21 protein-coding genes are annotated in these 25,325 nt (G+C 60.0%); 10 read left to right on the top strand and 11 right to left on the bottom strand.

Annotated elements, in window-relative coordinates; genetic code table 11:
* Window positions 1–87 precede the first annotated feature (87 nt).
* Together PMI30_RS23410 and PMI30_RS23415 are read left to right on the top strand one after the other, a co-directional pair.
* Window positions 88–708, top strand: a complete 621-nt coding sequence (locus PMI30_RS23410) for a hypothetical protein (protein WP_008007121.1) — start codon at window positions 88–90, stop codon at window positions 706–708.
* A 125-nt stretch (window positions 709–833) separates the two neighbouring features.
* Window positions 834–1,097 carry a DUF4404 family protein gene (locus PMI30_RS23415; RefSeq protein ID WP_007897109.1) on the top strand — a complete coding sequence of 88 codons (264 nt, stop codon included), beginning with the start codon at window positions 834–836 and terminating at the stop codon, window positions 1,095–1,097.
* A 173-nt stretch (window positions 1,098–1,270) separates the two neighbouring features.
* Here the strand turns inward: PMI30_RS23415 and queF are convergent, their stop codons facing one another.
* Both queF and copI read right to left on the bottom strand, forming a co-directional pair.
* A complete protein-coding gene (gene queF / locus PMI30_RS23420) occupies window positions 1,271–2,101 on the bottom strand; it encodes an NADPH-dependent 7-cyano-7-deazaguanine reductase QueF (protein WP_008007118.1) in 831 nt (276 codons plus the stop codon).
* A gap of 61 nt (window positions 2,102–2,162) precedes the next feature.
* Entirely contained in the window at window positions 2,163–2,699 is a 537-nt protein-coding gene (gene copI, locus PMI30_RS23425; RefSeq protein WP_008007116.1) for a copper-resistant cuproprotein CopI, read from the bottom strand.
* A 154-nt stretch (window positions 2,700–2,853) separates the two neighbouring features.
* Here copI and PMI30_RS23430 point away from each other — a divergent pair, with 154 nt between their 5' ends.
* Window positions 2,854–3,534 (top strand): heavy metal response regulator transcription factor, encoded by a 681-nt coding sequence (locus PMI30_RS23430; RefSeq protein ID WP_008007114.1) that lies wholly within the window; start codon window positions 2,854–2,856, stop codon window positions 3,532–3,534.
* Window positions 3,534–4,883: a heavy metal sensor histidine kinase gene (locus PMI30_RS23435; RefSeq protein ID WP_008007112.1), complete on the top strand. Its 1,350-nt coding sequence runs from the start codon at window positions 3,534–3,536 to the stop codon at window positions 4,881–4,883. Before PMI30_RS23430 ends, PMI30_RS23435 begins: the two co-directional genes overlap by 1 nt.
* Before the next feature lie 105 nt (window positions 4,884–4,988).
* Here PMI30_RS23435 and PMI30_RS23440 read toward each other — a convergent pair whose 3' ends face one another.
* The 3 genes from PMI30_RS23440 to PMI30_RS23450 all read right to left on the bottom strand — a co-directional run bounded on the left by PMI30_RS23440 (window position 4,989) and on the right by PMI30_RS23450 (window position 8,239).
* Complete coding sequence (locus PMI30_RS23440; protein ID WP_008007110.1) at window positions 4,989–6,233, bottom strand: lipoprotein-releasing ABC transporter permease subunit; 1,245 nt, start codon at window positions 6,231–6,233, stop codon at window positions 4,989–4,991.
* Window positions 6,234–6,297: 64 nt separating this feature from the next.
* Window positions 6,298–6,981 (bottom strand): lipoprotein-releasing ABC transporter ATP-binding protein LolD, encoded by a 684-nt coding sequence (gene lolD / locus PMI30_RS23445; protein WP_020700644.1) that lies wholly within the window; start codon window positions 6,979–6,981, stop codon window positions 6,298–6,300.
* Between the two features lie 7 nt (window positions 6,982–6,988).
* Entirely contained in the window at window positions 6,989–8,239 is a 1,251-nt protein-coding gene (locus PMI30_RS23450; protein WP_008007106.1) for a lipoprotein-releasing ABC transporter permease subunit, read from the bottom strand.
* A gap of 94 nt (window positions 8,240–8,333) precedes the next feature.
* Here PMI30_RS23450 and PMI30_RS23455 point away from each other — a divergent pair, with 94 nt between their 5' ends.
* On the top strand, window positions 8,334–8,915 hold the full coding sequence (locus PMI30_RS23455) for a PilZ domain-containing protein (protein WP_008007104.1): 582 nt from the start codon (window positions 8,334–8,336) through the stop codon (window positions 8,913–8,915).
* 14 nt (window positions 8,916–8,929) lie between these two features.
* Window positions 8,930–9,652, top strand: coding sequence for a glycerophosphodiester phosphodiesterase (locus PMI30_RS23460; protein ID WP_008007102.1), 723 nt, complete (start codon window positions 8,930–8,932; stop codon window positions 9,650–9,652).
* Between the two features lie 42 nt (window positions 9,653–9,694).
* On the opposite strand, the gene sthA is transcribed toward PMI30_RS23460, so the two are convergent.
* Entirely contained in the window at window positions 9,695–11,089 is a 1,395-nt protein-coding gene (gene sthA / locus PMI30_RS23465) for a Si-specific NAD(P)(+) transhydrogenase (RefSeq protein ID WP_007907752.1), read from the bottom strand.
* A 206-nt stretch (window positions 11,090–11,295) separates the two neighbouring features.
* Window positions 11,296–12,345 carry an FAD:protein FMN transferase gene (locus PMI30_RS23470; protein WP_008007099.1) on the bottom strand — a complete coding sequence of 350 codons (1,050 nt, stop codon included), beginning with the start codon at window positions 12,343–12,345 and terminating at the stop codon, window positions 11,296–11,298.
* 201 nt (window positions 12,346–12,546) lie between these two features.
* Between PMI30_RS23470 and PMI30_RS23475 the strand changes: the two genes are divergently transcribed.
* Window positions 12,547–13,845 carry an MFS transporter gene (locus tag PMI30_RS23475; protein WP_008007098.1) on the top strand — a complete coding sequence of 433 codons (1,299 nt, stop codon included), beginning with the start codon at window positions 12,547–12,549 and terminating at the stop codon, window positions 13,843–13,845.
* Window positions 13,846–14,011: 166 nt separating this feature from the next.
* Here the strand turns inward: PMI30_RS23475 and PMI30_RS23480 are convergent, their stop codons facing one another.
* The gene (locus PMI30_RS23480) at window positions 14,012–15,475 is read right to left on the bottom strand and encodes a glyceraldehyde-3-phosphate dehydrogenase (RefSeq protein ID WP_008007096.1); all 1,464 of its coding nucleotides are present in this window, start codon (window positions 15,473–15,475) and stop codon (window positions 14,012–14,014) included.
* Window positions 15,476–15,829: 354 nt separating this feature from the next.
* On the opposite strand from PMI30_RS23480, the gene mfd reads away from it, so the two are divergent.
* From mfd to PMI30_RS23495, 3 genes are read left to right on the top strand one after another with little or no spacing between them, the layout of a single operon-like run.
* Window positions 15,830–19,279: a transcription-repair coupling factor gene (mfd, locus tag PMI30_RS23485; protein ID WP_007907758.1), complete on the top strand. Its 3,450-nt coding sequence runs from the start codon at window positions 15,830–15,832 to the stop codon at window positions 19,277–19,279.
* A gap of 9 nt (window positions 19,280–19,288) precedes the next feature.
* A complete protein-coding gene (locus PMI30_RS23490; protein WP_008007094.1) occupies window positions 19,289–19,864 on the top strand; it encodes a CsiV family protein in 576 nt (191 codons plus the stop codon).
* A 5-nt stretch (window positions 19,865–19,869) separates the two neighbouring features.
* Complete coding sequence (locus PMI30_RS23495) at window positions 19,870–22,560, top strand: DEAD/DEAH box helicase (RefSeq protein ID WP_008007092.1); 2,691 nt, start codon at window positions 19,870–19,872, stop codon at window positions 22,558–22,560.
* A 133-nt stretch (window positions 22,561–22,693) separates the two neighbouring features.
* Here the strand turns inward: PMI30_RS23495 and PMI30_RS23500 are convergent, their stop codons facing one another.
* The 3 genes from PMI30_RS23500 to PMI30_RS23510 form a co-directional block, all read right to left on the bottom strand.
* A complete protein-coding gene (locus tag PMI30_RS23500; RefSeq protein WP_008007090.1) occupies window positions 22,694–23,431 on the bottom strand; it encodes an S-methyl-5'-thioinosine phosphorylase in 738 nt (245 codons plus the stop codon).
* Window positions 23,432–23,442: 11 nt separating this feature from the next.
* Window positions 23,443–24,441: a beta-N-acetylhexosaminidase gene (gene nagZ, locus PMI30_RS23505; RefSeq protein WP_177318835.1), complete on the bottom strand. Its 999-nt coding sequence runs from the start codon at window positions 24,439–24,441 to the stop codon at window positions 23,443–23,445.
* 170 nt (window positions 24,442–24,611) lie between these two features.
* Window positions 24,612–25,319: a TetR/AcrR family transcriptional regulator gene (locus PMI30_RS23510; RefSeq protein ID WP_007907768.1), complete on the bottom strand. Its 708-nt coding sequence runs from the start codon at window positions 25,317–25,319 to the stop codon at window positions 24,612–24,614.
* Window positions 25,320–25,325 lie beyond the last annotated feature (6 nt).

Here is a 25,325-nt window from a genome sequence, read left to right as displayed (position 1 = left end):
TTCCTCCTGGCTGGGAGCGATTCACATCAGTGTCACTCAACTGTCACCGTCCACGAATAGCCTTGTTACTATTTCAAGGACGTTGATATGCCACGCGCCGAAGCCTCGCCTCTCATCGCACCCAGCCTGACCGCTGTACTGTTCGGCCTCAGTGGATGTCTGGTGGATTTCGGCGCACGCACTCGCCAGCCCGGCACACTGACTCCCGAGCACACCGAAGTCACGCTTGGCGCTCTGGATAGCCTGTCCAGCTTGCAGCGCCAACAGATTCCTTGCGCCTGGCTCGATGAACTGCCCCCCGCCCTCAGCCACTCTCTGGCCGCGGCACTCCCGGACTGGATCAAACCTTCGCAACACCCGGCAACAATCAATCCATGGCCGGCTCCGAACGCCTGTTGGCAAGCCTTGATGGCGTTGAATGTCGAACGTCTGGACGGTTGCGTGCTGGTCAGCGGCGAGCCGCGACTTCTGCAATCAGGCCTGAATGCCGGGTTGTGGACCATTGGCCTGGCGTCCTGCGGCTCGCTGTGCGGGCTGGCTCCAAGCGAATGGCAGGCCTTGAGTCAAAAGGAACGGGAACACCTGCGCGGCAAGGCGACAATGCAGTTGTTTGGCCTGGGCGTGCATTCGGTGATCGATCATCTGGGCGAACTCGACACCTGCCTGGCCGATATCAGTCTGCGCCGGCTCAAGGGCGAGAAGCCCTGATCGCCGCCTCACACCTATGAAGGCATGCAGGTTGCCCGGGAGTGGATTAATCTAAAGGTCAGCCATAGACCTTTGGCGCGCCGCTGCGGTCTATGCCAGTGCCTATCGATAAAAGGAAGAACGCCATGCCTGCCCGCGAACTGCAAGAACAGCTCAACAAACTGCGCGAGCAATTGGAACAGAATCCACCGCTTTCCGAAGAAGAGCGCGCTGACCTGCACGCGCTGATGCAACAGATCGAACTTGAGCTTGAACTGGAAACCAAAACCCAGGACACCAACCTCGCCGACAATGTGAACCTGGCCGTCGAGCGCTTCGAACTCGAACACCCGACCCTTGCTGGCACCTTGCGCAACATCGTGCAAGCCTTGGGCAACATGGGGATCTGAACCCGCCAGATGCAAAAAAGCCCCGCTATCGATAGCGGGGCTTTTTCATATCCGGGATTTGCAAATGCAATCCCCTGTGGGAGCGAGCCTGCTCGCGATGGCGGAGTATCAGCCAACATTAATGTTGGATGTGCCGCCCTCATCGCGAGCAGGCTCGCTCCCACATTGGTTCTTCATTGACGAACCAGGCGGTGGTTCGGCAGTTGCACGTCTTCGGTGCTGCGATACGGGTTGATGTCCAACCCGCCGCGACGCACATACCGTGCATACACCGTCAGTTTCTCTGGCTTCAGCAATCGTTGCAGGTCGAGGAAAATCCGCTCCACGCACTGCTCATGGAAGTCCGAGTGCTGTCGGAAGCTCACGATATATTCCAGTAAACTCGCGTGATCCAGCGCCGCGCCGCGATACTCCACCGCCACGCTGCCCCAATCCGGCTGGCTGGTAACCGGGCAATTGGACTTGAGCAAATGGCTGTGCACGCACTCTTCAACAATGAGCGACTCATCGCACCGCAGCAGTTCCGGACGCGGATGCTCATAGTTACTGACGCTGATGTCCAGGTCATCGATGCACACACCCGGCAACGCCACGACGCCTTCTGCCTCAACCTCTTTCAGGCTGCGAATCCGCACGCCCACCGGTTTGCCGGCAGCGGCCGAAAGGTCTTTTGCCAGCGTCGCTTCAAGGCTTGCGGTATCGGCAAACGCTGTTTGGTTCAGCGAGTTGAGGTACAGCTTGAACGACTTCGATTCGATGATGTTCGGCGAATCCGCCGGAATGCTGAATTCGCCAATCGCCACCACGGGCTTGCCGGACGGCAACAGCCACGACAGCTCGAAGCAGTTCCAGAAGTCCACGCCCTTGTACGGCAGGGTTTCAGCCGTCAGGCCCAGCTCGGCCCATTTCGCGGTGCGCGGGATCGGGAACAGCAGGGACGGCGTGTAGGTGGCGATGTATTCGCTGGATTTGCCCAGCGGCGAATGTTCGGCTGCGGGATGCATGGCGGAAACCTGACTGAAGAATCAGCGGATTCTACCAGCCTTTGCTCCCGCCTTTGAGTGCTTACTGACTGACTGTCAGTTTGCCGACCATACCGGCCTGATAGTGGCCGGGGATATTGCAGGCAAATTCCAGGTTGGTGGCCTTGGTGAAGGTCCAGGTCAGCTCGGTGGTTTTGCCCGGCTCCACCAGCACACTGTTCGGGTCATCGTGTTTCATCCCATGCCCTTCGGAGGAATGGTCCATAGTGGCCATGGAACCGTGGTCCATGGCCTTCATGCCTGTAGGCATAAGCATGCCGCTTTGCTGCATCTGCAACATTTCCTGCTGATGCTGGGCATGCATCGCCGCGTCGCCGAGGTTGAATTCGTGCAGCAACTGGCCTTTATTCACCAGTACAAAGCGAACGGTCTCACCAGCCTTGATCTCGATGGCTTTCGGATCGAACGACATATCGCCCATTACCACTTCAACGCTACGGGTAGCCCGGGCGGCCGTGGCCGGTTGACCGAAGTCGTAGGTCTGCGCTGGCGAGGCCGCAAGCCCTAAACTCAGTGTCAGCAAGCAAGCGGCCAACACCAGACGCTTTCGCAAAAACATAGTCGCACTCCAACAAGATGAGGTTCAGCTTGTGGGAAACTCTAACCCGCGGGCTCTGCCAGCCACCTGACAGGCAGATTACAACTTTGTCAGGTTGGCCCGTATCGCCGCCGCCCACGGTATAACGCACCTGTTCCAACTGCCCGAGTCGCCCATGAAACTGCTGATTGTCGAAGACCAACCGAAAACTGGCCATTACCTGCGTCAGGGCCTGACCGAGGCAGGCTTCACCACCGAATTGGTGGCCGATGGCAGCACCGGCCAGCAACTGGCGTTGAGCGGCGATTACGCCTTGTTGATCCTCGATGTGATGCTGCCCGGTCGCGATGGCTGGCAGATTCTGCAAGCGGTGCGCGGCGCGGGCCTCGACACACCGGTACTGTTTCTTACAGCCCGAGACGCGGTGGAGGACAGGGTGCACGGCCTGGAGCTAGGTGCCGACGACTATCTGGTAAAACCTTTCGCCTTCTCCGAACTGCTGGCCAGGGTTCGCAGCCTGCTGCGGCGCGGTAGCGCAACTCCTCAGGAAACCAGCCTGCAACTGGCCGACTTGCGCCTGGACCTGATCCGCCGTCGGGTCGAGCGCAACGGCCAGCGCATCGACCTGACCGCCAAGGAATTCGCTCTGCTGGAAATGCTCCTACGGCGCCAAGGCGAAGTGCTGCCCAAATCGCTGATCGCTTCCCAGGTGTGGGACATGAATTTCGACAGCGACACCAATGTTATCGAAGTGGCGATCCGCCGTTTGCGCCTGAAGATCGACGATGACTTCCCGAACAAGTTGATCCACACCGTGCGCGGCATGGGCTACGTCCTTGAAGAGCGCCCTGCCTGATGCGCCGACTTTCACTAAGCAATCGCCTCGCGCTGCTGTTTGCGGCCTGCACCGCGGTGGTGTCGTTGTTCGCCGGGGTGTTGTTCAGCCGCGCCAGCGAGGCGCATTTTGTCGAACTGGACCAGCAGTTGCTGGATGGCAAGCTGATTGGCTTGCGCCGGGCGCTGGATGACATTCAGTCCAGCGAAAGCGAGACCAAACTGGCCGATGAATTGAGCCGACAAGCCGATCTTTCGCTGCGCATCATCGGCAGCGACGGCCAACGTTTGTACGACAGCTCAGCCCGCTTACCCAACGACTTGCCGCGCCAGTTGGGGCTATCGACGGTGAGCGATGACGGCACCGACTATCGCGTCCTGAATGCGCCGCTGTTCCTCGACAAACCCGACTCACCGCAACTGACCCTGCTGCTGGACATCACCCATCACCAGCACTTTCTGCAGCGCATGCAGCACCTGATCTGGCTGACGGTCGGTTTGTCGGCGCTGGCCACCGCCCTGCTCGGTGCCTGGGCGGCGCGCAGTGGCTTGCGCCCGCTGCGACGCATGAGTGCGGTCGCCAGTGGTGTTTCAGCGCAATCGCTCAACGCGCGCCTGCCGGAAGCAGACATGCCGCCAGAACTCGCGGAAATGGCCCACAGTTTCAACGCCATGCTCGGACGCCTTGACGACTCTTTTCAGCGTCTCTCGGCGTTTTCCGCCGACATCGCCCATGAACTGCGCACGCCGCTGTCGAACCTGCTGACTCACACCCAGGTCACCCTCACTCGCCCTCGCCCCCTTGAGGATTACCGCGAAGCGCTGCACAGCAACCTCGAAGAACTGCAATGGATGGCGCAACTGGTCAACGACATGTTGTACCTGGCCAAGGCTGACCATGGCTTGCTGATGCCCAAGCGCGAACCGCTGGAACTGGCGGAAGAAGCCGATGTGCTGCTGGAGTTCTTTGCGCCGCTGGCCGAGGACGCTCAGGTGAAATTGAGTCGTGACGGCAGTGCGCGCATACAGGGCGACCGCAGCATGCTGCGCCGGGCGCTGTCCAATTTGCTGGACAATGCGTTGCGATTTACCCCGGCCAATGGCGAGGTGCGGGTGAAGATTATCGAGCAGCCGACGGGCTTGAGCCTGACCGTTGAAAACAGCGGTGAAGGGATTTCTGAAGACTTGTTGCCGCGCTTGTTTGACCGCTTCTACCGGGCAGACCCCGCGCGTCGTGAAGGCAGCAGTGAGCATGCGGGGTTGGGGTTGGCGATTACCCAGTCGATCATCCGCGCCCATGGCGGGCAGATTCGTTGCGAATCGGATAACGGATGGACGCGGTTTGTGATTGAGTTACCGAAGGGGGATTGAGGGCAGCAGGTCTGGCCCCATCGCGAGCAGGCTCGCTCCCACATTGGACCTGAGTCGACTCGGAAAATGTGGGAGCGAGCCTGCTCGCGATGGCGGTGTAACGGCTTACGAATACCGCAATGCGGTAGCAGGCTCGACTTTCGCCGCCCGCCACGCCGGATACACCGTCGCCAAAAAGCTCATGATGAAACCGGCGGAACAGATCAACAACACATCCGCGCCCTGCAGTTCCGACGGCAAGTTACTGACAAAGTACACATCGGAACTGAAGATGTGCTGCCCGCTGACCCGCTCCATCCAGCCCACCAGCTCGCTGACGTTCAACGCTGCAATCACGCCCAGCACGCCGCCAATCAAGGTACCGACAACCCCGATCACCGTGCCCTGCACCATGAAAATCGCCATGATCTGCCGAGGCGTCGCGCCGATGGTGCGCAGGATTGCGATGTCCGCGCCCTTGTCGTTCACCACCATGATCAGGGTGGCGATGATGTTGAACGCCGCCACCGCGACGATCATCAGCAACAGCAGGCCGATCATGGTTTTTTCCATTTTCATCGCGCTGAACAGACTGCCCTGGGTGTGGGTCCAGTCGTCAGCCTTGTAGGCAGCGCCCAGGCCTGTCGCAATGTCGCTCGACACTTGCGGCGCGGCGTACAGATCCTTCACCGCCAGGCGCACGCTCTGCACTTGATTGGGCTGCCAGTGCTGCATCTGCGCGGCGTCGGCGACGTGGATCAGCGCCATGGAGCCGTCCAGCTCAGCGCCAACCTTGAACACGCCCACCACGTTCAGGCGCTGCATGCGCGGGGTAATCCCGCCCGGTGCGGTGCTGATTTCCGGCACGATCAGGGTGATCTTGTCGCCCACGTTCAAGCGAAAGCGTCTTGCGGTGATCTCGCCGATCACCACGCCAAACTCGCCTGGCTTCAAGGCATCGAGACGTCCCTGAACAATGTGCTTGGCAACGATCGACACCTTGCCTTCCAGCGCCGGGTCGACACCGCTGACCTGGATCGGCTGCATCGCCCCCTTGTAGGACAGCATGCCTTCCATCTCGGTAAACGGCACCGCCGCCGTCACTTCAGGATTTTTCATCGCCGCGGCGGCCACCGGCTGCCAATCGTCGATAGGGTTCACGCCGACGATGGTCGCGTGGGGCACCATGCCGAGGATGCGCGAGCTCATTTCGCGCTGGAACCCATTCATCACCGACAGCACCACGATCATCGCCAGCACGCCCAGGGCGAGGCCGATCATCGAGGTCATCGAGATGAAGGAAACAAAGCGATTGCGGCGCTTGGCGCGGGTATAGCGCGCGCCGATAAAGATCGATAACGGTCTGAACATTCGCTGGGCACCGTATAAAAATAAAAGACCCGACGCACTGCTCAGTACGTCGGGTTTCGGTCAATCAGATGGGTGTCAGGTAACCTTCCTGCAAATGCAGGACGCGATCCATCTGGCGGGCCAGGTTCATGTCATGGGTCACCACCAAGAACGCGGTGCGCATCGAGGTGCTGAGTTCCAGCATCAAATCCTGAATGCCCTGGGCGGTGTGGGAGTCGAGGTTGCCGGTCGGCTCGTCGAGCATCACCAGGCCTGGCTTGTTCACCAGGGCACGGGCAATGGCCACGCGTTGGCGTTCGCCACCGGACAATTCCGCCGGTTTGTGCTCCAGACGATGGCCCAGCCCTACCCGCTCCAGCAACGCCGTTGCACGCTGACGCGCTTCGGGGATCGCGGTTTTACCGATCAGCAACGGCATGCAGACGTTTTCCAGCGCGGTGAACTCAGGCAGCAAGTGGTGGAACTGGTAAACGAAACCCAGCGACCGATTGCGCAGCAGGCCCCGGGCCTTTTCGTTCAGCGCCGAGAGCTCTTCACCGGCCAGCCAGACGCTGCCCTTGGTCGGCGTATCGAGGCCGCCCAGCAGGTTGAGCAAGGTACTTTTGCCCGAACCCGACGTACCGACGATCGCCACGCGCTCACCAGGGTGCAGCTCCAGTTGCAGACCGGCCAGAACTTCTACCGATTCCGGACCTTCCACGTAGGATTTGCCCAGGTTGCGGCAGCTCAAGATTGCTTTATCACTCATGCCCGACTCACTCATAACGTAGCGCCTCCGCAGGCTGGGTGCGCGCGGCACGCCAGGCTGGATACAGGGTGGCGAGGAAACTCAGAACCAACGCGGCTGCGCAGACCATCAACACGTCCTGGCTCTGCACTTGCGACGGCAGGTAATCGATGAAATACACGTCAGCGTTCAGGAATTTATGACCGATCAGCCCTTCAAGGGCCGAGATCGCGGCGCTGACGTTCAGCGCGGCGAAGATCCCGACCACAGCGCCGATCAGCGTACCGACCACACCAATGACCGTGCCCTGGACCATGAAGATCGCCATGATCTGCCCCGGCGTGGAGCCAAGGGTGCGCAAAATCGCGATGTCGCCCTTCTTGTCATTCACCACCATCACCAGCGTGGAAATGATGTTGAACGCCGCAACGGCGACGATCAGCAGCAACAGCAGGCCGATCATGGCCTTTTCCATGCGGATCGCTTGATACAGATTGCCGTGGGTGCGGGTCCAGTCGCGGGCGTAGTACTTGTCTTCGCCGAGTTGCTGAGCGATGGTCCACGCCATGCGTGGTGCCTGGAACAGATCGTCGAACTTCAAGCGCAAGCCCTGGACCTGATCCGGCTTCCAGCGGTGCAGCTTCGCCAGATCCTGCAAATTGGTGATGCCCAGATAGCCGTCGATCTCACCGGCGCCGACATGAAAGATGCCGACCACGGTAAAGCGTTTCATGCGCGGGAACATCCCGGCCGGGGTCACGGTGACTTCTGGCGCGACAAACGTCAGCTTGTCGCCGACCGCCACGCCAAGCTTGGCCGCGGCCTTGTCGCCGATGACGATGCCGAAACTGCCCGGCGCCAGGTCATCGAGTTTGCCCTGCTGCATGAAGTTATCAATGATCGACACCTGCCGTTCCTGCACCGGGTCGATGGCATTGAGCAGCACTTTGGAGACCTTGCCGTTGTTGGTCAGCAGGCCCTGCATCTGGACGAAGGGCGCAACCGCCGCCACCTGCGGGTTCTGCTTGACCTTGGCGGCCAGGCTTTGCCAGTCGCTGATCGGCTCACCGGACTCGATGGTCGCGTGGGGCACCATGCCCAGCACGCGGGTGCGCATCTCATGATCGAAGCCGTTCATGACCGACAACACGACGATCATCACGACCACGCCAAGGGCGAGTCCGATCATCGAGGTCAGGGAAATGAACGACACAAAATGATTGCGACGCTTTGCACGGGTATAACGCGTGCCAATAAATACGAAGAGAGGTCTGAACATGTCGGGGCTTGTTCGGAGGGAAAAGGAACGTCCTTGTGGCGGGGGTCGATAACCAGCTTTACACTCAGACCACCGCCGCTACCATGGGTTCGCCATGTCGACATTAGATGAAGAAGATCGCCGCGAATACTACCGTATCGAGGACACGATCGCACTGGAAATTCGGCCCCTGTCTGCTCCCGAAGCCGCAGGCCAGGAAGTGTTGCAGGATGCTTCCCCACTATTCAACCTGCTCAGCGAATTGCACCTGAGCGAATTCGAGTCGCAACACCTGCTGCGACAGATCAGCGAACGCGACCGGACCATCGCCGCGTTCCTGAAATCCCAGAACAAACGCATCGATCTGCTGAGCCAGGTGGTCGCCCTGACCGTGCTCGGACAAATCGGCGAACCGCAACCGGTAATCCTCTCCGAAGGAGGTATCGACTTCCAGCATCCGACGCCCATCGCCACTGGCGCGCACCTGTCGGTCAAGCTGGTACTCATGCCGCAAGCCCTTGGCCTGTTGCTGCGGGCCCGCGTCACCCATTGCGACCGCAAGGGCGACGGCTACGACATTGGCACCGAGTTCGAATACCCGTCCGATGCCCAGCGGCAATTGCTGGCCCGTTACATCTTGCAGCGACAGGCACAAGAACGACGCCTGGCCCGCGAACAAAACGAATCAGGCATTTAACTTAAGGAAGAACCGTGACCCTTATCTACGGCCATCGCGGCGCCAAGGGCGAAGCACCGGAAAACACCCTGACCAGCTTTCAGGAATGCCTCAAGCACGGCGTACGGCGCTGTGAACTGGACCTGCACCTGTCCAGGGACGGCGAGTTGATGGTGATCCACGACCCGACCCTCAAACGCACCACCGAGCGCCGCGGCAAAGTAGTCGAACATACCGCCGCGGAGCTGGTGACCTACGACGCGCGCAAGGGTGGCCCGGGCTGGATCAAACCCTGCACGATTCCAACGCTGGAAGAATTGTTCGAGAAATGTGATTTCGATCACTGGCAGCTAGAGGTCAAAAGCGCTTCACGCACCCGTGCCGCGACCACCGTGCTGGCGATTCGCGAAATGGCGCAGCGTTTCGGCATGCGGGACAAGATCACGATTACGTCGAGTTCACGCGAAGTGTTGAAAGCCGCGCTGGACCTGGTGCCGGACGTGTCTCGCGGATTGGTGGCCGAATACGCCTGGCTCGACCCGTTGAAGGTCGCGCAAAACTATGGCTGTGAGATTCTGGCGCTGAACTGGACCCTGTGTACGCCGGAACGCCTGCAGAAGGCGCAGCGTCAGGGGCTGCATGTGTCGGTGTGGACAGTCAACGAGCCCGCGCTGATGCGCAGACTCGCCGACTTCGGCGTTGACAGCCTGATTACAGACTTTCCCGGTTTGGCCACTGCCACGCTCGAGAATTGCTGAAATCGGTCTCCCCGGCCGGCTCAGGCCACCGGCCGGAGCCGCTCAAAAAAGCCGGTTGAGGCCATCGTACGCCGCTACCCGATAGGCTTCGGCCATGGTCGGGTAGTTGAACGTCGTGTTGACGAAGTACTTCAGGGTGTTCAGTTCGCCCGGCTGGCTCATGATCGCCTGACCGATGTGAACGATCTCCGACGCCTGATAACCGAAGCAGTGAACGCCCAGCACTTCCAGGGTTTCACGGTGGAACAGGATCTTCAGCATGCCCTGCGGCTCGCCGGCAATCTGCGCACGCGCCATGCTCTTGAAGAATGCCTTGCCGACTTCGTACGGCACCTTGGCCTGCGTCAGTTCCTGCTCGTTCTTGCCGATCGAGCTGATCTCCGGAATGGTGTAGATACCGGTCGGCACGTCGTTGACGAAGCGCCAGCTGTTGTTATCGACGATGCTGCCAGCGGCCGAGCGGCCCTGGTCGTGCGCGGCACTGGCCAGGCTCGGCCAGCCGATCACGTCACCGGCACCGTAAATGTTCGGTACGCAGGTGCGGTAGGCTTCGTCGACTTCGATCTGGCCACGGCTGTTGACCTTCACGCCGATATTTTCCAGACCCAGCTGATCGGTGTTGCCGGTACGACCGTTGCACCAGAGCAAGGCATCGGCCTTGATCTTCTTGCCGGACTTGAGGTGCAGGATCACGCCGTTGTCCACGCCTTCGACGCGGTCGTAGTCTTCGTTGTGGCGAACCGTGATGTTGTTGTTGCTGAAGTGATAGCTCAGGGCCTGGGAAATTTCCGAGTCGAGGAAGCTCAGCAACTGACCGCGGTTGTCCACCAGCTCGACCAGCACACCCAGACCACTGAAGATCGAGGCGTATTCGCAACCAATCACGCCGGCGCCGTAAACGATGAGTTTGCGCGGGGTGTGGCCGAGGCTGAGGATGGTGTCGCTATCGTAGATACGCGGGTGATGGAAATCGATGTCCGCCGGGCGATAAGGGCGCGAACCGGTGGCGATGATGATGTGCTTGGCCACCAGCTTCTCGACCACACCGTTGGCGCAGACCACTTCGATGGTTTGCTCGTCGGCGAAGCTGCCGGTGCCGAAGAACACGTCGACACGGTTACGGGCGTAGTAGCCGGTGCGCGAGGCGACTTGTTTGGAGATGACTTTTTCGGCGCTTTTCAAAACGTCCGGGAACGAGAACCAGCGCGGCTCACCAATCGCCCGGAACATCGGGTTGGTGTTGAACTGCATGATCTGCCGGACCGAGTGACGCAAAGCCTTGGACGGGATGGTGCCCAGGTGGGTGCAGTTGCCGCCGACCTGGCGACGACTATCGACCATCGCCACCTTGCGCCCTGCCTTGGCGGCATTCATTGCCGCGCCTTCTCCCGCCGGGCCGGAACCCAACACCACCACGTCGTAGTTGTAGACAGCCATGCATACTCCTCAGAACAGGCCGCGGCGCCCTCGGCACCTGCGGCTAAATCACGCCGATCTGCGGCGTGAAGGAACAATTTGGGGCCAGTGCAGAACCCGGACACAGTCTATAGAAGCGTCAACGCCGGGCACATTAACCCTTGGTCGCGTCGTAGGCTAGTTTTGCCTGCACTACAACGCCATCAAAAATGCTTTTGATGCCGCAATCACTTGGTTTTCTCACCCACCAGGCGCTCAAAAGCCTGATTGGTGCGGGTGACAAAACCTGTATCGGCACGAATCACAAAGAATGCACCTATGTCATGAGTTTGGGCATAGTCCCAACCCCGTTCAGGACCGAGAATCAGCAACAGCGTCGATAGGCCATCGGCCATCAACGCTGAAGGATGAATCACTGTGACTGACGCCAGGGTGTGTAGGACCGGCGCACCGGTGCGGGCATCGAAGGTGTGGGAATAGCGCTGGCCGTTCTGCTGAAAATAATTGCGGTAGTCGCCGGACGTGGACACGCCGTAGCCGTCGATGGCGATGACTCTTTGCGCGACTTGCTGATCGTCTCGGGGTTCTTCCAGCGCAATGCGCCAAGTCGAGCCATCGAGTTTTTTGCCGGCGGCCTTGAGTTCACCAGTGACTTCAGCCAGGTAACTGTGGATGCCCATTCCCTCAAGTTTCGCGGCAATCGTATCGACCGCGTAACCGGCAGCGATGCTGTTGAAGTCGAGCTCGACTGCAACGTCTTTGCACAGCTGATCACCGTCGATTCGCAGATGGGTATGACCGACGAGTTGCCTCACTTCGGCCAGCGCTTCGGCGGTCGGGACTTTTTCCTCCCGTGCCTGCGGGCCGAATCCCCATAGGTTGAGCAGCGGCTCCACCGTCAGGTCGAAGGCGCCTTCGCTTTGCGAAGACAATCGCTCGCCCACACGGATCAATTCGAGTACCGGGCCAGGCATGACCTGACAGCGACCGGCCGGCAGTGCGTTAAAGCGCACGGTGTCCGAGTCGCTGCGATAGGTCGAGAATTGTCGATCCACTTCGGCGAGGATATTTTCTACTTCAGCCTGCACTGCTTTCGGCCCGGGCGTGGAGGAATGTCTTACGTATTGAATGGAATAACGACTGCCCATGGTCGGGCCGTCGAAGCGCTCCAGTCTGTCACCGTTGCCGCAACCGGCCAAAACGCCGGCCAGCACCACAAGTCCACCCCACCGTCCAGTTAACAAATCTTCATCTCCCCTCAAAACCGCGCCCGCCATTATGGGCCTCAGAGCGTATGGGAGCGAGGTCTGCCAGCGCCCGTCAGTCAGACGCAAAACCTGTGTGAGCGAGCCTGTGTGGCGAGGGGGCTTGCCCCCGTCCGATTGCGAAGCAATCGTAAATCCGGTCACCGCTATCGCGAGCAGGCTCCCACAGGCGCAGCGTTTTCAAACAAGATTTACCAGCGTGAGTACTTACAAATGTCTTCCAATACGAGCAACGGCAAAGCAATTTTTCGCGTCGTCAGCGGAAACTTCCTGGAGATGTTCGACTTCATGGTCTACGGCTTCTACGCCACGGCCATTGCTAAAACCTTCTTCCCTGCCGACAGCGCTTTCGCTTCCCTGATGCTGTCTTTGGCCACTTTCGGGGCCGGCTTCCTGATGCGTCCGTTGGGGGCGATTTTCCTCGGGGCTTACATCGACCGTCACGGCCGCCGCAAAGGCCTGATCATAACATTGGCAATGATGGCCGCCGGCACACTATTGATTGCCTGCGTGCCGGGTTACGCGACACTGGGTGTCGCGGCGCCGCTGATCGTATTGCTCGGTCGCCTGTTGCAAGGCTTCTCGGCGGGCGTGGAACTGGGCGGTGTGTCGGTGTACCTCGCCGAGATCTCCACACCAGGGCGCAAAGGCTTCTTTGTCAGTTGGCAGTCCGCCAGTCAGCAAGCCGCGGTGGTATTCGCCGGCCTGCTCGGCGTGGGTTTGAACCATTGGCTCAGCCCGCAAGAAATGGGTGAATGGGGCTGGCGCGTGCCGTTCCTGATCGGCTGCATGATCGTGCCGGCGATCTTCGTGATCCGCCGTTCGCTGGAAGAAACCCCGGAGTTCCAGGCGCGCAAGCACCGCCCTACCCTGCAAGACATTGTCCGCTCGATTGGTCAGAACTTCGGCATCGTCCTCGCCGGCATGGCGCTGGTGGTGATGACCACTGTGTCGTTCTACCTGATCACCGCCTACACCCCGACCTTCGGCAAAGCCGAACTGCATCTGTCGGATCTGGATACGTTGCTGGTGACCGTGTGCATTGGTCTGTCGAATTTCTTCTGGCTGCCGGTGATGGGTTCTGTGTCTGACAGGATCGGGCGCAAACCCCTGCTGTTGGCGGCGACGATTCTGGCGATCCTCACGGCTTATCCAGCGCTGTCATGGCTGGTTGCAAACCCGAGCTTCAGCCATCTGCTGATCGTCGAGTTGTGGCTGTCGTTCCTGTATGGCTCGTACAACGGTGCCATGGTGGTGGCCCTGACCGAGATCATGCCGGTGGAAGTTCGCACGACCGGCTTCTCCCTTGCCTACAGCCTGGCGACCGCGACCTTTGGTGGCTTCACACCGGCGGCCTGCACGTATCTGATCCATGTGCTGGACAACAAGGCGGCACCGGGGATCTGGCTCAGTGGCGCGGCGGTGCTGGGGTTGATTGCGACGCTGGTGCTATTCAAAGGCAATCGGCATGAACTGCGGACCGCGCAGGCAGCAGTAGTGGGTGACGCCTGATCGATAGCCTTCGCGGGCAAGCCTCGCTCCTACAGGGCTTGTGCGACCCGTAGGAGCGAGGCTTGCCCGCGAAGAGGCCTGCACATTCAACACACTTGCCACTGACAAACTGCACAAACAAAAACGCCCCGACCAAAGTCGGGGCGCTTTCATGTGCGGCTAGGGCTTAGCGCGGGAATGCTGGCGGGTTTACACCGGCCATGTCTTCCATCACGCGAACCACCTGGCAGCTGTAACCGAACTCGTTGTCGTACCAAACGTACAGAACAACGCGGTTGTCCTGAACGATGGTCGCTTCAGCGTCCACAACGCCTGCGTGGCGCGAGCCAACGAAGTCGGTGGAAACCACTTCCTGCGAATTGACGTAGTCGATTTGCTTGTGCAGATCGGAGTGCAGCGCCATGTAGCGCAGGTACTCGTTCATCTCTTCACGGGTGGCGGCTTTCTCAAGGTTCAGGTTGAGAATGGCCATCGACACGTTCGGTGTCGGAACACGGATCGCGTTACCGGTCAGCTTGCCGGCCAGCTCAGGCAGCGCCTTGGCGGCAGCAGTGGCAGCACCAGTCTCGGTGATGACCATGTTCAACGCGGCGCTACGGCCACGACGATCACCCTTGTGGAAGTTGTCGATCAGGTTCTGGTCGTTGGTGTACGAGTGAACGGTTTCGACGTGACCGTTGATGATGCCGAACTTGTCGTTGACAGCTTTCAGCACCGGCACGATGGCGTTGGTGGTGCAGGAAGCGGCGGAAACGATCTTGTCGTCAGCGGTGATTTCACCGTGGTTGATGCCGTGAACGATGTTCTTCAGCTTGCCTTTGCCAGGCGCGGTCAGGACAACGCGGTCGATACCCGGGCAGGCCAGGTGCTGGCCCAGGCCGTCGGCGTCACGCCATACACCGGTGTTGTCCACCAGCAACGCGTCTTTGATGCCGTACTGGGTGTAGTCCACTTCAGTCGGGTTCTTCGCGTAGATAACCTGGATCAGGTTGCCGTTGGCGGTGATGGTGTTGTTGGCTTCATCAATGGTGATGGTGCCATTGAACGAACCGTGTACCGAATCGCGGCGCAGCAGGCTGGCGCGTTTGACCAGATCGTTTTCAGCGCCCTTGCGGACAACGATGGCGCGCAGACGCAGACCGTCGCCACCACCGGTTTTCTCGATCAGGATGCGCGCCAGCAGACGGCCGATACGACCGAAACCGTACAGGACAACGTCGGTGCCGGTACGACCGGAACCATTCTGCTTGCCGACCACATCGGCCAGTTCGTCACGGACGAACTCTTCGGCGGTACGGCCATTGCCTTCGGCCTTGAACTTGATGGCCAGTTTGCCCAGGTCTACCGAAGCAGCGCCGAGCTTGAGCTCGCTCATCGCTTTGAGCAGAGGGAATGTTTCGTGGACGGACAATTCGCTGTCATCGGACTGGCGATGGCGAGCAAAGCGGTGAGCTTTGAGAATCGCGATGACAGACTGGTTGATCAGACTGCGGCCATAGATCGAGCTCACCACGTTGTTATTGCGGTAGAGCTGACCGATAAGCGGAATCATCGCTTCTGCGAGTGCTTCACGGTCGATCCATTCACCAAGACACTGGTCGGGCTTCTGAGTCACGGGAACCTTCCACATGTAGGGGCAGAAAAAAGGGGCTACATTATGCCGCCGAGTGCCTCCCGTAGCAATGCGCGCCTGTCGCACAAGCGGTAACAAAATCCTGTTCAAAAAAATTACGCCCCGCGCCAGCCCAGTAAAACCGGGGCTTTCAGCACAGTCAATTTTTCGACGATAACGCTACCGTGTCCGTAACCCTCCGTAACACCGAGCGGTTTTGGCACTACATTTTCAGTATCAAACCGCCAGTTTTTGTCATTACCACTACATTTCACCCAACCTGTGCATATAGACACAGTCTGCAACTGACAGCCGGCACCAGAGGCCGTTACAATTGTCGACTTTGTCGCAACGCTTGGAGCTCAACCTTCCGTGCCCGTTCTGCGTCTACCGCTTCTCCCTGCCGCGGCAGGTAAACAGCACTGGGGCAACCTGCCCGGTGCCGCCCTGAGCCTGGCCATCGCCGAGGCCGCCAGCGCTGCCAAGCGCTTTACCCTGCTACTGACCGCCGACAGCCAGAGTGCCGAACGGCTGGAACAGGAGCTGAGTTTCTTCGCCCCGGATTTGCCTGTCCTGCATTTCCCTGACTGGGAAACCCTGCCCTACGACCTGTTCTCGCCACATCAGGACATCATCTCTCAGCGCATCTCCAGCCTGTATCGGTTGCCAGAACTGAGTCATGGTGTGTTGGTCGTGCCGATCACCACGGCCCTGCACCGCCTGGCGCCGACCAAATTCCTGCTCGGCAGCAGCCTGGTGCTGGATGTCGGCCAGAAGCTCGACGTCGAGCAAATGCGCACCCGACTTGAGGCCAGCGGCTATCGTTACGTCGATACAGTCTATGAGCACGGCGAATTCACCGTGCGCGGCTCGCTGATCGATCTGTTCCCGATGGGCAGCAAACTGCCCTTCCGCATCGATCTGTTCGACGACGAAATCGAAACCCTGCGTACCTTCGATCCGGAAAACCAGCGTTCCATCGACAAGGTGGACACTGTTCGCCTGCTGCCGGCACGGGAATTCCCGCTGCAAAAGGACGCAGTCACCCGCTTCAAGGCGCGCTTTCGCGAGCGTTTCGATGTCGATTTCCGTCGCTGCCCGATCTTTCAGGATTTGAGCAGCGGGATTACACCGGCCGGTATCGAGTACTACTTGCCACTGTTCTTCGATGAAACCTCCACCCTGTTCGATTACCTGCCCCAGGACACGCAAGTGTTCTCTTTGCCGGGCATCGAACAGGCGGCGGAAAATTTCTGGAACGACGTGCGCAATCGTTACGAAGAGCGCCGCGTCGACCCATCCCGTCCTTTATTGCCACCGGCCGAGCTGTTCTTGCCCGTGGAAGACTGCTTTGCCCGCCTCAAGAGCTGGCCCCGCGTGGTTGCCAGTCAACAGGACGTGGAAACCGGTGTCGGTCGCGAGCGCTTCCCGGCCCAGTCGCTGCCGAACCTGGCCATCGAAGCCAAGGCCACTCAGCCGTTGGCGGCGCTGGCCGGTTTCCTCGACGAATTCCCTGGCCGCGTGCTGTTTACCGCCGAGTCCGCGGGCCGTCGTGAAGTGCTGCTGGAATTGCTGGAACGCCTGAAGCTGCGGCCGAAAACCGTCGACAGCTGGCCAGACTTTGTTGCGAGCAAGGAGCGCTTGGCGATCACCATCGCACCGCTCGACGAAGGTCTGTTGCTGGACGACCCAGCCCTGGCCCTGGTCGCTGAAAGCCCGTTGTTCGGGCAGCGCGTGATGCAGCGCCGTCGCCGCGAGAAACGCGCCGACGCCAATAACGATGCGGTGATCAAGAACCTCACCGAGCTGCGCGAAAACGCGCCGGTGGTGCACATCGATCATGGTGTCGGCCGCTATCTGGGGCTGACGATCCTGGAAATCGACAATCAAGCCGCCGAATTCCTGACCCTTGAATATGCCGAGAACGCCAAGCTGTACGTTCCGGTAGCCAACCTGCATTTGATCGCCCGCTACACCGGCAGCGACGATGCCCTGGCGCCGCTGCACCGCCTCGGTTCCGAGACCTGGCAGAAAGCCAAACGCAAAGCCGCCGAACAGGTGCGCGACGTGGCCGCCGAGTTGCTCGACATCTATGCCCGCCGCGCCGCTCGCGAGGGTTATGCCTTCGCCGACCCGAAAGCCGATTACGCGACCTTCAGCGCCGGTTTCCCGTTCGAAGAAACCCCGGACCAGCAAACCACCATCGAAGCGGTGCGCGCCGACATGCTCGCGCCGAAACCGATGGATCGACTGGTCTGCGGCGACGTCGGTTTCGGCAAGACCGAAGTGGCGATGCGTGCGGCGTTCATTGCGGTGCATGGCGGTCGTCAGGTGGCGATTCTGGTGCCGACCACCCTGCTCGCCCAGCAACACTACAACAGCTTCCGCGACCGCTTCGCCGACTGGCCGGTGAGCGTGGAAGTGATGAGCCGCTTCAAGTCGACCAAAGAAGTGAACGCTGCGGTCGCGGACCTGGCCGAAGGCAAGATCGACATCGTCATCGGCACACACAAGCTGCTGCAAGACGACGTGAAGATCAAGAACCTCGGGCTGGTGATCATCGATGAAGAGCACCGTTTCGGTGTCCGTCAGAAAGAACAGCTCAAAGCACTGCGCAGTGAAGTCGACATCCTGACGCTGACCGCTACGCCGATTCCGCGCACGCTGAACATGGCGGTGTCGGGCATGCGTGATCTGTCGATCATCGCCACGCCACCGGCCCGTCGCCTGTCGGTGCGCACGTTCGTCATGGAGCAGAACAAGAGCACGGTCAAAGAAGCCCTGCTGCGTGAGTTACTGCGTGGCGGTCAGGTCTACTACCTGCACAACGACGTGAAGACCATCGAGAAATGCGCCGCCGACCTCGCCGAACTGGTGCCGGAAGCACGGATCGGCATCGGCCACGGGCAGATGCGTGAACGCGATCTCGAACAAGTGATGAGCGACTTCTACCACAAGCGCTTCAACGTACTGATCGCCTCGACCATCATCGAGACCGGCATCGACGTGCCGAGCGCCAACACCATCATCATCGAGCGTGCCGACAAGTTCGGTCTGGCTCAGCTGCACCAATTGCGCGGCCGCGTCGGTCGCAGCCACCACCAGGCGTATGCTTACCTGCTGACACCGCCGCGCCAGCAAATCACTCCCGACGCGGAAAAGCGCCTCGAAGCGATTGCCAATACCCAGGACCTCGGCGCGGGCTTCGTACTCGCCACCAACGACCTGGAAATCCGTGGTGCCGGCGAACTACTGGGCGACGGTCAGAGCGGGCAGATCCAGGCCGTCGGTTTCACGCTGTACATGGAAATGCTCGAGCGTGCGGTGAAGTCGATCCGCAAGGGCGAACAGCCGAACCTCGATCAGCCACTGGGTGGCGGCCCCGAAGTCAATCTGCGTGTGCCGGCGTTGATTCCAGAGGACTACCTGCCGGACGTGCATGCTCGACTGATACTCTACAAACGCATTGCCTCGGCCACCGATGAGGAAGGCCTCAAGGACCTGCAAGTGGAGATGATCGACCGTTTCGGTCTGCTGCCGGAGCCGACCAAGAACCTGGTGCGGATCACGGCGTTGAAATTGCAGGCCGAACAACTGGGCATCAAGAAAGTCGACGGCGGCCCGCAAGGCGGTCGTATCGAGTTCGCGGCACAGACACCGGTCGACCCGCTGACACTGATCAAACTGATCCAGAGCCAGCCCAAACGCTACAAATTCGAAGGCGCCACGATGTTCAAATTCCAGGTGCCGATGGAAAGCCCGCAAGAGCGTTTTAATACTGTAGAGGCGCTGTTCGAGCGCCTCATTCCGACCACTGCTTAAGGACGCCGCATGCGCCTGTTTCGCTCACTGACCTTGTTGATGTCGTTGTTTTCGCCGTTCGCCTCGACGGCGTTTGCTGATGATCTGTATCAGGTTGAAATGATTCTGGTGCGGCAAAACGCCGTGCCCGCCATCGTCAGTCGCGCCGCGCCGGAAGACTGGGATGCCGGCGCCCAGCGCATCAACCCCGACAGCTTTCGCACGCCAAGCCTTAATCCCGAAGTGGAAAAACTCACCGCCAGCAACGAATACACGGTGTTGCTGCACAAGGCCTGGCAACAGAACCTCGGCGAAGAAGCCAGCAAAGTGGCGATCAGCGAGGGCAAGGAACAGTTTGGCCAGTTCCCGATCGAAGGCACTCTGAGTCTGAAACTGGGGCGCTTCACCGACGTCGACGCCGACTTCTGGGTTAATCAGATTGACGCCAACGGCCTGGTCACCGCCAGCGAACGCCTGAAGCAGGACAGCCACACCAAAAATGGCCAGTTGAACTTCCTCGACAACGGCCACCTCGGCCTGCTGATCAAGATCACCTCCCTGACAGCGCCCGCACCACGGGAAGCTCCAGAAGTCGTTCCGGACTAATTGACGTGCCCCCGACCCTGAGCAAACCCCTGGCAACATCCTGGGTCAGCCGATTCAAGGAACAGAGCCTGGAGCGTGGCCGTCGCTACGCGCTGGAGAACCGCGTCAGGATCGTCGAAGTCGGCGACGCCACCATCACCGCCAGTTGCGAAGGCTCTGGCGGTAACGTTTACCGTCAGACCATTCGCCTGCGCGAGTCGGCCAAAGGCACCTTGCTGATGATCGACGCCACGTGCACCTGCCCGGTTCATAGCAACTGCAAACATTGCGCGGCGGTGTTGCTGCAAGTGCAGGAAACCCTCGCTTATCCGGCGGCCGCCAAAGACGCTGAACTGCTGGAAAAACTTCAGGCCGTACTGGAAAACCGTAGCCCGAAAGCGCCGCCGCAAATCCTGGTGGACAACGTGCAACCGGTGCCGCGCCTGTGGCTGGCGAGCATCGAGTTCAGCGCCTTCGAACCGCGCAACGGCAAGATGCAGCGGTACATCCAGCATCGCGCGGCGCTGTCCTTCAGCTATCTGGATGAATACGTCAGCGGACAGAAAAACACTGACATCCTGATCCGCCAGGAGACGCAGACGTTGCGGATAAAACGTCACCCGGAAGTCGAACAGGCCTACAGGGAACAGCTGCGAATCCTCGGTTTCAAGATCGCCACCCGACAAAGCAAGGCCTTGCCCGAAAGTGCCGGCGAACTCTATGAGATGGTCAACGACAGCGCCTGGCTGACCTTCACCCTCAACGAGCTGCCGAAGCTGCGCACCCAGGGCTGGGAGTTGCAGATCGACGAGGATTTCGGCTTCGACCTGACTGCTGTGGACGACTGGTACGCCACTGTCGAGCAGGCACCTGAGCGCGACTGGTTCGACCTGGAATTGGGGATCATCGTCAACGGCGAACGGCTGAGCCTGTTGCCGATCCTGTTGAACCTGATGCGCTCCCACACCGAGATCCTCAACCCGGAACGGCTCGCCCGACGTCGCGATGACGAATTGATTCTGGTGAATATCCCGCAGCGCCGCAGCACCGACCAAGGCCCGTTGCAGGTCGCCCTGCCCTTCGGCCGCTTGAAACCGGTGCTGGCCACCCTCGGCGAGTTTTATCTGCAAGAACCCGGCGAAACCACGCTGCGCCTGAGCAAGGCCGACGCCACGCGACTGAATCCGCTGGAAGGCCTGCCGTTGCTCTGGGAAGGTGGCGAGCAGATCCGCACCTTTGCCCAACGCCTGCGCGACATCAAGGAACATACCGCGGTGGCACCCGAAGGCTTGAATGCCACCTTGCGCCCGTATCAGCTGGAAGGCCTGAGCTGGATGCAGTCGTTGCGGCAACTGGAAGTCGGCGGGATTCTCGCGGATGACATGGGTCTGGGCAAAACCCTACAGACCCTGGCACACATTCTCAGCGAGAAGAACGCCGGGCGCCTCGATCGGCCGTGCATGGTGGTCATGCCCACCAGCCTGATCCCCAACTGGCTCGACGAAGCCGCGCACTTCACCCCACAGCTCAAAGTGCTGGCGCTGTACGGTGCCAGTCGCAAAAAGCATTTCGAGCACCTGGCCGATTACGACCTGATTCTGACCACCTATGCGCTGCTGCCCAAGGATGTCGAGCGCCTGGCCGCGCAACCGTTTCATGTATTGGTGCTGGATGAAGCCCAGTACATCAAGAATCCCAACAGCAAGGCCGCCCATGCAGCCCGTGAGCTGAATGCTCGCCAGCGTCTGTGCCTGAGCGGCACCCCGCTGGAAAACCATCTGGGCGAGTTGTGGTCACTGTTCCACTTCCTGCTGCCCGGCTGGCTCGGTGACGTGAAAAGCTTCAACCGCGATTACCGCGTACCAATAGAAAAGCGTGCCAGCGAAGTAAGACTCCAGCACCTCAACGGTCGGATAAAACCGTTCCTGCTGCGCAGGACCAAGGAACAGGTGGCCACCGAACTGCCGCCGAAAACCGAGATCATCCATTGGGTCGAACTCAACGAAGCCCAGCGCGACGTATACGAAACCATGCGCCTGGCCATGGACAAGAAAGTCCGCGACGAAATCACCCGCAAGGGCGTGGCGCGTAGCCAGATCATCATTCTTGAAGCCCTGCTGAAGCTGCGTCAGGTGTGCTGTGATTTACGCCTGGTCAACGATGCTGCCCTGCCCGCGCGCGGCAGCACCTCCGGCAAGCTCGATAGCCTGATGGAAATGCTGGAGGAGTTGTTCGAAGAAGGTCGGCGGATTCTGCTGTTTTCGCAGTTCACCTCAATGTTGTCGTTGATCGAGGACGAGCTGAAAAAACGCGGCGTGGCGTATGCGATCCTGACCGGACAAACCCGCGACCGACGCACGCCGGTGAAGGAATTCCAGAGCGGCAAGCGTCAGATCTTTCTGATCAGCCTGAAGGCTGGCGGCGTAGGACTGAACCTGACCGAAGCGGATACGGTGATTCACTATGACCCCTGGTGGAACCCGGCGACAGAAAACCAGGCGACGGATCGTGCCTATCGCATTGGTCAGGAGAAGCCGGTATTCGTCTACAAGATGATTGCCAGGGGCACGGTGGAAGAGAAGATTCAGCATCTGCAGAAGGAAAAATCCGACCTGGCCGCAGGCGTGCTGGATGGGCGCAAGACCGGGGACTGGAAGTTGCAGAGCGATGATATCGAGGCGCTGTTTGCGCCGTTGCCGGAAAAAATTGATAGGTAGCGGCGATAGGTAGGTCGCCTTCGCGGGCAAGCCTCGCTCCTACAGACTTGAGTCGTTCGCATTGTCGGCGAACGACCAAAATCCGTAGGAGCGAGGCTTGCCCGCGAAGGGGTCGGTTCGGTTTAACGATCGATCAGCTCTTGAGCACCCGCGCCAACGTCGACCTCACCTTGCCCATCCCGTCACGCAATGCCTGCTCGATCTCGGCCATGGTAATCACCGCCGTCGACTTGCCCGCCGCCGGGTTCACCACCAGCGCCAGACAGGCGTAATCCAGTTCCAACTCACGTGCCAATGCTGCTTCAGGCATGCCAGTCATGCCGACGATGTCACAACCATCACGTTCCAGCCGTGCAATTTCAGCCACTGTTTCCAGACGCGGGCCCTGGGTGCAGGCGTACACGCCATGGCTGCTATAGCCAACCCCTTCAGCCGCCAACGCCGCGATCAATTGCTGACGCAGGGGTTCGCTGTAGGGATAGCTGAAGTCGATGTGCGTGACCTGTTCCAGGTCATCGGCGAAATAGGTGTGTTCGCGGCCGCTGGTGTAGTCGATCAGTTGATGTGGCACGCAGAGATGTCCGGTGCCCATCGCAGTATGAATCCCGCCCACGGCGTTGACCGCGAGAATCGCTTCGGCACCGGCCTGCTTCAAGGCCCACAGGTTGGCGCGGTAGTTCACCTGATGCGGCGGGAAACGGTGTGGATGCCCATGACGCGCGAGAAACAGCACTTCCTTGCCAGCGTACTCACCGATCTGCACTTCGGCCGAAGGCGTACCGTAAGGAGTGTCCACCGCCAATGACTGACGAATGCTCAGACCTTCGAGTTGTGTCAGGCCGGTGCCGCCGATAATCGCGTAAACCGTCATCACGAAAATCCTTAATCAATCAACTGAGCTTCTCTGAGCGCGCCGATGGCCGCTAGCCAGCGCGGGTCTTGACGGTATTCGGTGCTGGCGTACGCCTGCCCGCGCATCCGCGCAATACGCGCCGAAGGTTTGACCTTCAAACGCTGGGCGGCGCTCAAGGCCAGCTCGGCAGCTGCGCGATCGTTGCACACCAGGCCCATGTCGCAACCGGCGGTCAATGCCGCTTCGATGCGACTGGCAGCATCGCCAACCACGTGGGCACCGGCCATCGACAGGTCATCACTGAAGATCACCCCATCGAACTGCAGCTCGCCGCGCAGGATGTCCTGCAACCAGCGACGGGAGAAACCTGCAGGCTGGGAATCGACTTGTGGATAAATTACGTGGGCCGGCATGACGGCGGCCAGTTGCTTGCTCAATCGTGCAAACGGCACAAGATCGTTGGCGCGGATTTCGTCGAGGCTGCGCTCGTCGTTGGGAATCGCGACGTGGGAATCGGCTTCGGCCCAGCCATGCCCCGGGAAATGCTTGCCGGTGGCGGCCATTCCCGCGCTATTCATGCCACGGATAAATGCACCGGCGAGCAAGGCAGCACGCTCGGGATCACCTTCGAACGAACGGGTGCCGACCACCGCACTGCGCTGGTAATCCAGGTCCAGCACCGGGGCGAAGCTCAAGTCGAGACCGACCGCGAGCACTTCAGTCGCCATGATCCAGCCACACTGCTCGGCCAGCTCCTCGGCATTCGGGTTATCGGCGATGGCACGCATGGCTGGCAATCGCACGAAGCCTTGGCGCAGCCGCTGAACCCGACCGCCCTCTTGATCCACCGCCAGCAGCAGATCGGGACGAATGGCGCGGATCGAAGCGCTCAATTCGCGCACTTGACGCGGATGCTCGATGTTGCGGGCAAAAATGATCAGGCCGCCCACTTCGGGCTGGCGCAACAATTGGCGATCTTCAGCCGTCAGCCAGGTACCGGCGACGTCCACCATCAACGAGCCTTGCAGGCCAGCAGTCATAGAGATTCCTTGATTACGATAAACCCGACTCGCACGAATTCGCCGCCATGGGCTGTGCCCGGCGGGTCGGCGATTTCAATGAGGAGCGGGTTCAGAACGAGAGTCGGCATGGGCGGCTAGCTTAGCGGATGTCAGCTGCCGCGCCCACCCGTGTGCGGTTAAACCTTGGCGGCGACCGGAGCCGATTTGCTGCGTGGACGCAACTGCGCGGTGGCCATGGCAGTGTCGGTGACGCCGGTTTCGGCCCGCATGCCTGCGGCCAGGAACGGCACCATCAGACGCATCACTTGTTCGATGGAGGTGTTGACGCCGAAGTCGGTCTCGGCAATCGCACGCAAGGCCTTGATCCCCGACATGCTGAACGCCGCGGCACCCAGCATGAAGTGCACACGCCAGAACAGTTCGATCGGGGGAATGCGCGGCGCGGCCTCGTTGACCAGCATCATGTAGCGGCGGAACACCTTGCCGTACATATCTTCCAGATAACGACGCAAGTGCCCTTGGCTCTGACTGAACGCCAGCCCCAGCAAACGCATGAAAATGGACAGGTCATTGCCGCTGCGTGGTTGCACCACCAAGGCTTGCTCGACAAGAATTTCCAGCAGCTCTTCAAGGGTCGGCTTGTTCTCGGGCTTGGCCTGGCGGCGCTCCAGCTCTTTATCAAGACTGAGACAGAATGGTCCGAGAAAACGCGAGAAGACCGCCTGAATCAGCGCCTTCTTCGACCCGAAGTGATAATTCACCGCCGCCAGATTGACACCGGCCTTGCTGGTGATCAGACGCAATGAGGTTTCAGCAAAACCTTTTTCCGCGAACAACTGCTCGGCAGCATCGAGAATGCGTTCAACGGTTTCCGACTGGGCCATGGCTAC

The organism is Pseudomonas sp. GM50 (genome assembly GCF_000282375.1).
Taxonomy (GTDB): Bacteria; Pseudomonadota; Gammaproteobacteria; order Pseudomonadales; family Pseudomonadaceae; genus Aquipseudomonas.
Note: the sequence above shows the minus strand (reverse complement) of the source record. Positions and strands in the feature narration are given on the sequence as shown.

Bases quoted from the DNA above. Each gene is read 5' to 3' on its own strand.
- PMI30_RS23410 (WP_008007121.1), top strand. From the start codon at position 88: ATGCCACGCGCCGAAGCCTCGCCTCTCATCGCACCCAGCCTGACCGCT.
- PMI30_RS23415 (WP_007897109.1), top strand. From the start codon at position 834: ATGCCTGCCCGCGAACTGCAAGAACAGCTCAACAAACTGCGCGAGCAA.
- queF (WP_008007118.1), bottom strand. From the start codon at position 2,101: ATGCATCCCGCAGCCGAACATTCGCCGCTGGGCAAATCCAGCGAATAC.
- copI (WP_008007116.1), bottom strand. From the start codon at position 2,699: ATGTTTTTGCGAAAGCGTCTGGTGTTGGCCGCTTGCTTGCTGACACTG.
- PMI30_RS23430 (WP_008007114.1), top strand. From the start codon at position 2,854: ATGAAACTGCTGATTGTCGAAGACCAACCGAAAACTGGCCATTACCTG.
- PMI30_RS23435 (WP_008007112.1), top strand. From the start codon at position 3,534: ATGCGCCGACTTTCACTAAGCAATCGCCTCGCGCTGCTGTTTGCGGCC.
- PMI30_RS23440 (WP_008007110.1), bottom strand. From the start codon at position 6,233: ATGTTCAGACCGTTATCGATCTTTATCGGCGCGCGCTATACCCGCGCC.
- lolD (WP_020700644.1), bottom strand. From the start codon at position 6,981: ATGAGTGATAAAGCAATCTTGAGCTGCCGCAACCTGGGCAAATCCTAC.
- PMI30_RS23450 (WP_008007106.1), bottom strand. From the start codon at position 8,239: ATGTTCAGACCTCTCTTCGTATTTATTGGCACGCGTTATACCCGTGCA.
- PMI30_RS23455 (WP_008007104.1), top strand. From the start codon at position 8,334: ATGTCGACATTAGATGAAGAAGATCGCCGCGAATACTACCGTATCGAG.
- sthA (WP_007907752.1), bottom strand. From the start codon at position 11,089: ATGGCTGTCTACAACTACGACGTGGTGGTGTTGGGTTCCGGCCCGGCG.
- PMI30_RS23470 (WP_008007099.1), bottom strand. From the start codon at position 12,345: ATGGCGGGCGCGGTTTTGAGGGGAGATGAAGATTTGTTAACTGGACGG.
- PMI30_RS23475 (WP_008007098.1), top strand. From the start codon at position 12,547: ATGTCTTCCAATACGAGCAACGGCAAAGCAATTTTTCGCGTCGTCAGC.
- PMI30_RS23480 (WP_008007096.1), bottom strand. From the start codon at position 15,475: ATGTGGAAGGTTCCCGTGACTCAGAAGCCCGACCAGTGTCTTGGTGAA.
- PMI30_RS23490 (WP_008007094.1), top strand. From the start codon at position 19,289: ATGCGCCTGTTTCGCTCACTGACCTTGTTGATGTCGTTGTTTTCGCCG.
- PMI30_RS23500 (WP_008007090.1), bottom strand. From the start codon at position 23,431: ATGACGGTTTACGCGATTATCGGCGGCACCGGCCTGACACAACTCGAA.
- PMI30_RS23510 (WP_007907768.1), bottom strand. From the start codon at position 25,319: ATGGCCCAGTCGGAAACCGTTGAACGCATTCTCGATGCTGCCGAGCAG.